The organism is Rhizobium sp. Pop5 (assembly GCF_024721175.1).
Classification (GTDB): Bacteria; Pseudomonadota; Alphaproteobacteria; order Rhizobiales; family Rhizobiaceae; genus Rhizobium.
Genome location: NZ_CP099399.1, coordinates 4,061,426 through 4,067,500, shown reverse-complemented (window position 1 = coordinate 4,067,500; position 6,075 = coordinate 4,061,426). Strand labels below are relative to the sequence as shown.

General features: G+C 62.7%; 6 protein-coding genes (1 of these 6 running past the window's edge). 5 read left to right on the top strand and 1 reads right to left on the bottom strand.

Annotated elements, in window-relative coordinates:
- The 4 genes in view from NE852_RS22065 to NE852_RS22050 are tightly spaced (at most 56 nt apart) and all read left to right on the top strand, a layout consistent with a single transcriptional unit that may run on beyond the window.
- A protein-coding gene (locus tag NE852_RS22065; RefSeq protein WP_008536711.1) for an ornithine cyclodeaminase family protein crosses the window boundary here: on the top strand, positions 1-227 show its end. The gene continues 721 nt to the left of window position 1, outside the view; 227 of the gene's 948 nt are visible here — the last part of the coding sequence; its start codon lies beyond the left edge, outside the window; its stop codon occupies positions 225-227.
- A complete protein-coding gene (gene hrpB, locus NE852_RS22060) occupies positions 224-2,689 on the top strand; it encodes an ATP-dependent helicase HrpB (protein ID WP_258156097.1) in 2,466 nt (821 codons plus the stop codon). The genes NE852_RS22065 and hrpB overlap by 4 nt, the downstream gene beginning before the upstream one ends.
- A gap of 21 nt (positions 2,690-2,710) precedes the next feature.
- Positions 2,711-4,021 (top strand): ActS/PrrB/RegB family redox-sensitive histidine kinase, encoded by a 1,311-nt coding sequence (locus tag NE852_RS22055; protein WP_008528794.1) that lies wholly within the window; start codon positions 2,711-2,713, stop codon positions 4,019-4,021.
- A gap of 56 nt (positions 4,022-4,077) precedes the next feature.
- Positions 4,078-4,656 carry an ActR/PrrA/RegA family redox response regulator transcription factor gene (locus tag NE852_RS22050; RefSeq protein ID WP_008528793.1) on the top strand — a complete coding sequence of 193 codons (579 nt, stop codon included), beginning with the start codon at positions 4,078-4,080 and terminating at the stop codon, positions 4,654-4,656.
- Positions 4,657-4,662: 6 nt separating this feature from the next.
- On the opposite strand, the gene NE852_RS22045 is transcribed toward NE852_RS22050, so the two are convergent.
- Positions 4,663-5,157, bottom strand: coding sequence for an MmcB family DNA repair protein (locus NE852_RS22045; protein ID WP_258156096.1), 495 nt, complete (start codon positions 5,155-5,157; stop codon positions 4,663-4,665).
- A gap of 179 nt (positions 5,158-5,336) precedes the next feature.
- Between NE852_RS22045 and NE852_RS22040 the strand changes: the two genes are divergently transcribed.
- Positions 5,337-6,020 carry a L,D-transpeptidase gene (locus NE852_RS22040; RefSeq protein ID WP_008528787.1) on the top strand — a complete coding sequence of 228 codons (684 nt, stop codon included), beginning with the start codon at positions 5,337-5,339 and terminating at the stop codon, positions 6,018-6,020.
- The last annotated feature ends 55 nt before the right edge of the window (positions 6,021-6,075 follow it).

Genomic DNA, 6,075 nt, shown 5'->3' with positions numbered 1-6,075 from the left:
ATACCCGCGCCGGCGCCACCAGCGAGGCCGGCGATATCGTCCAGCCGCTGAAGAGCGGCGCTTTAAGGCCAGGCGATATCAAATCGGAGCTGGCGGAACTTGTCAGCGGCGCACATGGCGGGCGAAGCCATGACGAGGAAATCACGCTGTTCAAGTCGGTCGGTGCAGCGCTAGAGGATCTTGCCGGCGCGATCCTTGCCTATGAGAGCGTGGCGGGACGCAAGTGACAATCTCTGCATCATTGCCGGAGCTTCCGGTTTCGCATGTCCTGCCTGCCGTCGCAGCAGCGCTGACCGAGCATAAACGCGCCGTTCTCTCGGCCCCGCCCGGCGCCGGCAAGACGACTTTGGTGCCGCTTTACCTGCTCGACCAAGCCTGGCGCGGCGACGGCAGGATCATCCTGCTCGAGCCGCGACGTCTGGCAGCGCGGGCCGCGGCAAGCCGGATGGCCTCGTTGATCGGCGAACAGGTGGGCGAAACAATCGGCTACCGCATGCGCCTCGATAACAGGATATCGGCGGCAACGCGGGTCGAAGTGGTGACCGAAGGGGTTTTCGCCCGGATGATACTCGACGATCCGGAACTGACTGGCGTTTCGGCCGTGCTCTTCGACGAATTCCACGAGCGGTCACTAGATGCCGATTTCGGACTGGCACTAGCGCTCGACGTTCAATCCGCGTTGCGCGAGGATCTGCGCATCCTTGTGATGTCGGCGACACTCGACGTCGATCGTGTGGCCGCGCTGCTCGATTATCCACCCGTCATCGAGAGCCTGGGCCGCAGTTTTCCGATCGATATCCGCTACCAGGACCGGCCGGGCGGCGAACGCATCGAGGATGCGGTTACGCGGGCGATTATCGAGGCCCATACCAACGACGGGGGCTCGATCCTTGCTTTCCTGCCCGGTCAGGCGGAAATCACACGAACAGTCGAGCGTCTTCAGGGACGATTCGGACCCGAAACGCTGATTGCGCCCCTTTACGGGAATCTCAGCCAGAAAGAGCAGGATGCGGCGATCAAACCTGCCTCCAAGGGGACGCGCAAAATCGTGCTGGCGACATCGATCGCCGAAACGTCGATCACCATCGACGGCGTCCGGATCGTCATCGATAGCGGATTGCAGCGCCTGCCGGTCTTCGAAGCCTCGACCGGCATCACCCGGCTTGAGACGGTGCGGGTGTCGCGGGCTTCGGCCGATCAGCGGGCCGGCCGCGCAGGACGAACGGAACCCGGCATCGCGATCCGGCTGTGGCATCAGGGACAGACGGCGGCACTGCCGGCCTTCACGCCGCCGCAGATCCTCTCCAGCGATCTTTCCGGGCTGGTGCTCGATCTCGCCCAGTGGGGCGTCCAGGATCCGGCATCCCTTGCCTTCGTCGATCAGCCGCCTGAAACGACGCTCAGAGAAGCACGGGTGCTGCTTGGCCAGCTCGGCGCGCTCGACAAGGACGGCGCTCTGACTACACGCGGCAAGACAATGCGCGACCTCGCCTTGCCGCCGCGGCTCGCCGCCATGGTCGTTTCATCAGGTGAATCGGGGCATGCGCGCGAGGCGGCGATGATTGCCGTGCTTCTGACCGAACAGGGGCTTGGCGGAACGAGCGTCGACATCGAGGAACGGCTGCGGCGCTTCAAGGCCGAGCGCGGCGAAAGAGCCGACGCCTCGCGGCGGCTGGCGGGACGGCTTGGGGCCGGCCTCGACACCATCACTTCAACATCGCCGGCGTTGGCCGGCCAGCTTCTGCTGCATGCTTTCCCCGACCGAATCGCGCTGCAGCGCGGCGGGCGCGGGCGATTCGTGATGGCGAACGGGCGGGGAGCGGAGCTGCCGGAAACCGAGAGGCTCGCCGGCAGCCAGATGCTTGTCATTGCCGATCTCACAGGACGGGCAGCACAGGCGCGGATTCTCACGGCCGCCGAGGTGACGCGCGCCGACGTCGAAGCCGAACTGCCCGGCGAAATCAGGACGGACGACCAGACATTCTTCGACCGACAGAGCCGGCAGGTACGAGCACGGCGGGCAACCCGGCTCGGCGCGATCGTTTTCGAGGAGACGCCCTTGCCGCGCCCTTCCGGGGCCGCCGTCACGCAGGCACTGATGGAGGGGGTGCGCGAACTGGGGCTCGATCAGCTTGCTTTCTCGAAGGAGGCGCTGCAGCTTCGCGAACGGATCGGGTTCCTTCATAGAACCATCGGCGATCCCTGGCCGGACGTCAGCGACGCTGCGCTGCTGTCCCGGCTGGACGACTGGTTCGCACCCTTCCAGACGGAGGCTCGCGGCCTTTCGGAGATTTCCGCGGGTGGGCTTTCGATCGGGCTGATGTCACTGGTGCCCCACGAGCAGCAGCGTGATCTTAGCCGGCTTGCGCCGACGCATTTCGAAGCGCCGACCGGACAGAGGCATCCGATCCAATATGAAGGCGAGGAGCCGATTCTGACGATCCGCGTGCAGGAGCTGTTCGGGCTGAAGCAGCATCCGGCGGTCGCCGGAGGCCGCCTGCCCCTGCTGCTGGAGCTGACTTCGCCCGCACACCGGCCGATCCAGACGACGCGCGACCTTCCGGGTTTCTGGGCCGGCTCATGGAAAGACGTGCGCGCCGAGATGCGCGGGCGCTATCCACGCCATCCGTGGCCGGAGCGACCTGATGAGGCGTTGCCGACGACACGGGCAAAACCGCGTGGTACATGAGGACCATCAAGGAATCCGGGCATGATCGACAAGACGGAAAGCCACACGCTGGAAGACCGGCATAACAGCCGAAGACTGCGCCTGCAGACGCTGGTGCGATTGCGATGGCTTGCCGTCGGCGGACAGGCGGTGACGGTGTTCATCGTTGCTTTCTGGCTGAAATTTCCCTTGCCGCTGATTGCGAGCTCCTCGCTGATCGCCGCCCTTGCCTGGGTAAACTTCTACCTGACGATCCGTTACCCGCCGACGCACCGGCTGGAGCCGCCGGCCGCCTTTGCGCTGCTCGGCTTCGATCTCCTGCAGCTCTGCGCGCTGCTCTTCATCACCGGCGGTCTTGCCAATCCCTTCGCAGCCCTCGTCTGCGTGCCCGTCATCATCTCATTCGCCTCGCAGCCCATCCGCTACAGCACAGCCCTGATCGCCTTTGCTATGGTCTGCATCACGGTGCTTGCCTTTTCTCCCTTCCCGCTGCCCTGGTTCGACGGGGTCGAGATCAACGTGCACAACGTCATGCAATTCGGCGTCTGGTGCTCGATCGCCTCGACGATGGCATTTGCCGCCTTCTATGCCTACCGCGTCTCGATGGAGGCGAGCCAGCTTGCCGATGCGCTGGCGGCGACCGAATTGGTTCTGCAGCGGGAAAAGCACCTTTCGCAGCTCGACGGGCTTGCCGCCGCAGCCGCGCACGAACTCGGCACCCCGCTTGCGACGATCAGCGTCGTTGCCAAGGAAATGGAGCGCGAACTCAAGGACGACGACCGTTTCCGCGAGGACGTCATGCTGCTGCGCAGCCAGAGCGAACGTTGCCGTGACATCCTGCGGCGGTTGACGACGCTTTCTTCCGAAGGCGAAGCGCATATGCGCCGGCTGCCGCTATCCTCGATGATCGAGGAGATCGTCGCGCCGCACCGGGAATTCGGCATTACGCTGGAACTCATCGAAAACAGTCCGCGCAAGAGCGAGCCGGTGACCGACCGCAATGCCGGCATTATGTACGGGCTCGGAAACCTCATCGAAAATGCCGTCGATTATGCCAGGGAGAAGGTGACCATCACCGTCGAGCACGATCACGATAAAGTGCGGATCATCATCGAGGACGACGGCAACGGTTATGCGCCGGACATTCTGACGCGAATCGGCGAACCCTATGTGACCCGGCGGCAGAAAGAAGATACGGCCGGCGGGCTCGGGCTCGGGCTTTTCATCGCCAAAACGCTGCTGGAACGCTCGGGCGCATCGCTTGTCTTCGAGAACCGCGACCCGGAAAATGCCGGCGCCCGCATCCGCATCGAATGGCCACGCATGCTGATCGACGTAAATTCGACAAAATGAGTTTATGGGCATAAGTAGGAATTGAGATCGGCGCTCAGTCGCCAGGACCCGAGACGATGACAGAACAGAACCATGAAGATTTCGCCATATCGGATGAAGACCATATCGGTCCCGACGCCAGCCTGCTGATCGTCGACGACGACGGACCGTTCCTGCGCCGGCTGGCGCGGGCGATGGAAACACGGGGCTTCCAGGTGGAGACGGCCGAATCAGTGGCGGAAGGCGTGGCGAAATCGAAAGGCCGGCCGCCGAAGTATGCGGTGGTCGATCTTCGGCTCGGCGACGGCAACGGGCTCGACGTCATCGAAGCGATCCGCCAGCGGCGCGACGACACCAGGATCATCGTGCTGACGGGCTACGGCAATATCGCAACGGCGGTCACTGCCGTGAAGCTCGGGGCCGTAGACTATCTTGCCAAGCCGGCGGATGCCGACGACGTCTTTTCGGCGCTGACGCAGCGCCCGGGTGAAAAGGCAGAGCTTCCGGAAAATCCGATGTCGGCCGACCGGGTGCGCTGGGAACATATCCAGCGGGTCTATGAAATGTGCGAGCGCAATGTTTCCGAGACGGCGCGCCGGCTCAACATGCATCGGCGCACGCTTCAGCGCATCCTTGCCAAACGCGCGCCGAAATAGACGGCATCACACATCATCCACATTATACGGTTTTCCGTTCGCCCATTCGGCCATCATCAGTCTTTGGGCGGCGGCCCGCGAGAAATTGAGCGTGACGGATTTGCGGGTGGCGGGGGCCATGCGATGTTCCGGCGCCTCGCGAATCATATGGGCGCCATAACCGTCCGAGAGAAAAAGCCCGCATTCCTCGGGAAAGATATCGAGCGGCACACCCTCGTGAGTCGCAAAGAACAGGCGGTCGCAATGCAGCCTGTATTCCGGCCATTTACGATCCACCCTGAAATCCTCGACCGACGTCTTGATTTCGATAATCCAGACCTCGCCCTTTTCCGAAAGCGTGATCAGATCGGCGCGGCGGCCGCTTGCCAGCGGCAGTTCGGGCAGCACGGCGTGGCGCATTTCATGCAGTAATATCTGCGTTCCCCGCCGCACCATCATGGCCCTGTCCGATTGCCGGCCATCGATTAACGGATTGTTATTGTAAACACTCAAAATCGTCATGGATAACCATCGCGGGGTGAGGTGTGTTGTTGCAAAAAAACCATGCGCTTCTAATTTGCGCCGCAGACGGATTTGTCGCGCTGCAGTAGCCTTGCAAAGCGCAAGTTAATCGAAAATAAACCATAATCAACGATGGTCGAGAGACCTTCTCCTTGCCCTTAAAACTTCAAGAGTCATCCATGCGCATCCGCAATGCATTCCCTGTACTTGGCCTGCTGACGACGCTCGCTCTGGCCGGTTGCTCCACGAGTTCCGACAGCGCCTCCGTCGACGACAAGGGCGCAGGCCCGACGGTACAGACGGCACAGATCTTCAATGACGCATACGGCGTGACGAAGGATGCCGGATACTCCCTGCCGGCGATCCCGATCGACAGGGTCAAGCCGCAGTTCCGCCGCCAGGTCGTCAGCTACCAGACCACCGAGCGTCCGGGCACGATCATCGTCAACACGCGCGAGCGCTTCCTTTATTACATCCTCGCCAACGGCAAGGCGATGCGTTACGGCATCGGCGTCGGCAAGCAGGGCTTCGCATGGGCCGGCACCGCCTACGTCGCCTGGAAGCAGGAATGGCCGACCTGGCACCCGCCGAAGGAAATGGCTGAACGCCGCCCTGACGTCGCCAAATACGTTGAAGACGGCATGGGTCCCGGTCTCACCAATCCGCTCGGCGCACGCGCCATGTATCTCTTCAACGAGGACGGCAAGGACACGCTGTTCCGCCTGCACGGCACGCCGGAATGGGCTTCGATCGGCACTGCCGCTTCCTCGGGCTGCATTCGCCTGATGAACCAGGACGTGATCGACCTCTACAGCCGCGTGCGTCCCGGCAAGGCGACCTCCAAGGTCATCGTCATTCAGTAAGCTAGATATCGAATTCGGTATAAAAAAGGCCGCCGGACTGTCGTCCCGGCGGCCT

What these genes read in the sequence shown, in the direction of transcription:
- NE852_RS22050 (WP_008528793.1), top strand. Translation starts at nt 4,078, where the DNA reads ATGACAGAACAGAACCATGAAGATTTCGCCATATCGGATGAAGACCAT.
- NE852_RS22040 (WP_008528787.1), top strand. Translation starts at nt 5,337, where the DNA reads ATGCGCATCCGCAATGCATTCCCTGTACTTGGCCTGCTGACGACGCTC.
- NE852_RS22055 (WP_008528794.1), top strand. Translation starts at nt 2,711, where the DNA reads ATGATCGACAAGACGGAAAGCCACACGCTGGAAGACCGGCATAACAGC.
- NE852_RS22045 (WP_258156096.1), bottom strand. Translation starts at nt 5,157, where the DNA reads ATGACGATTTTGAGTGTTTACAATAACAATCCGTTAATCGATGGCCGG.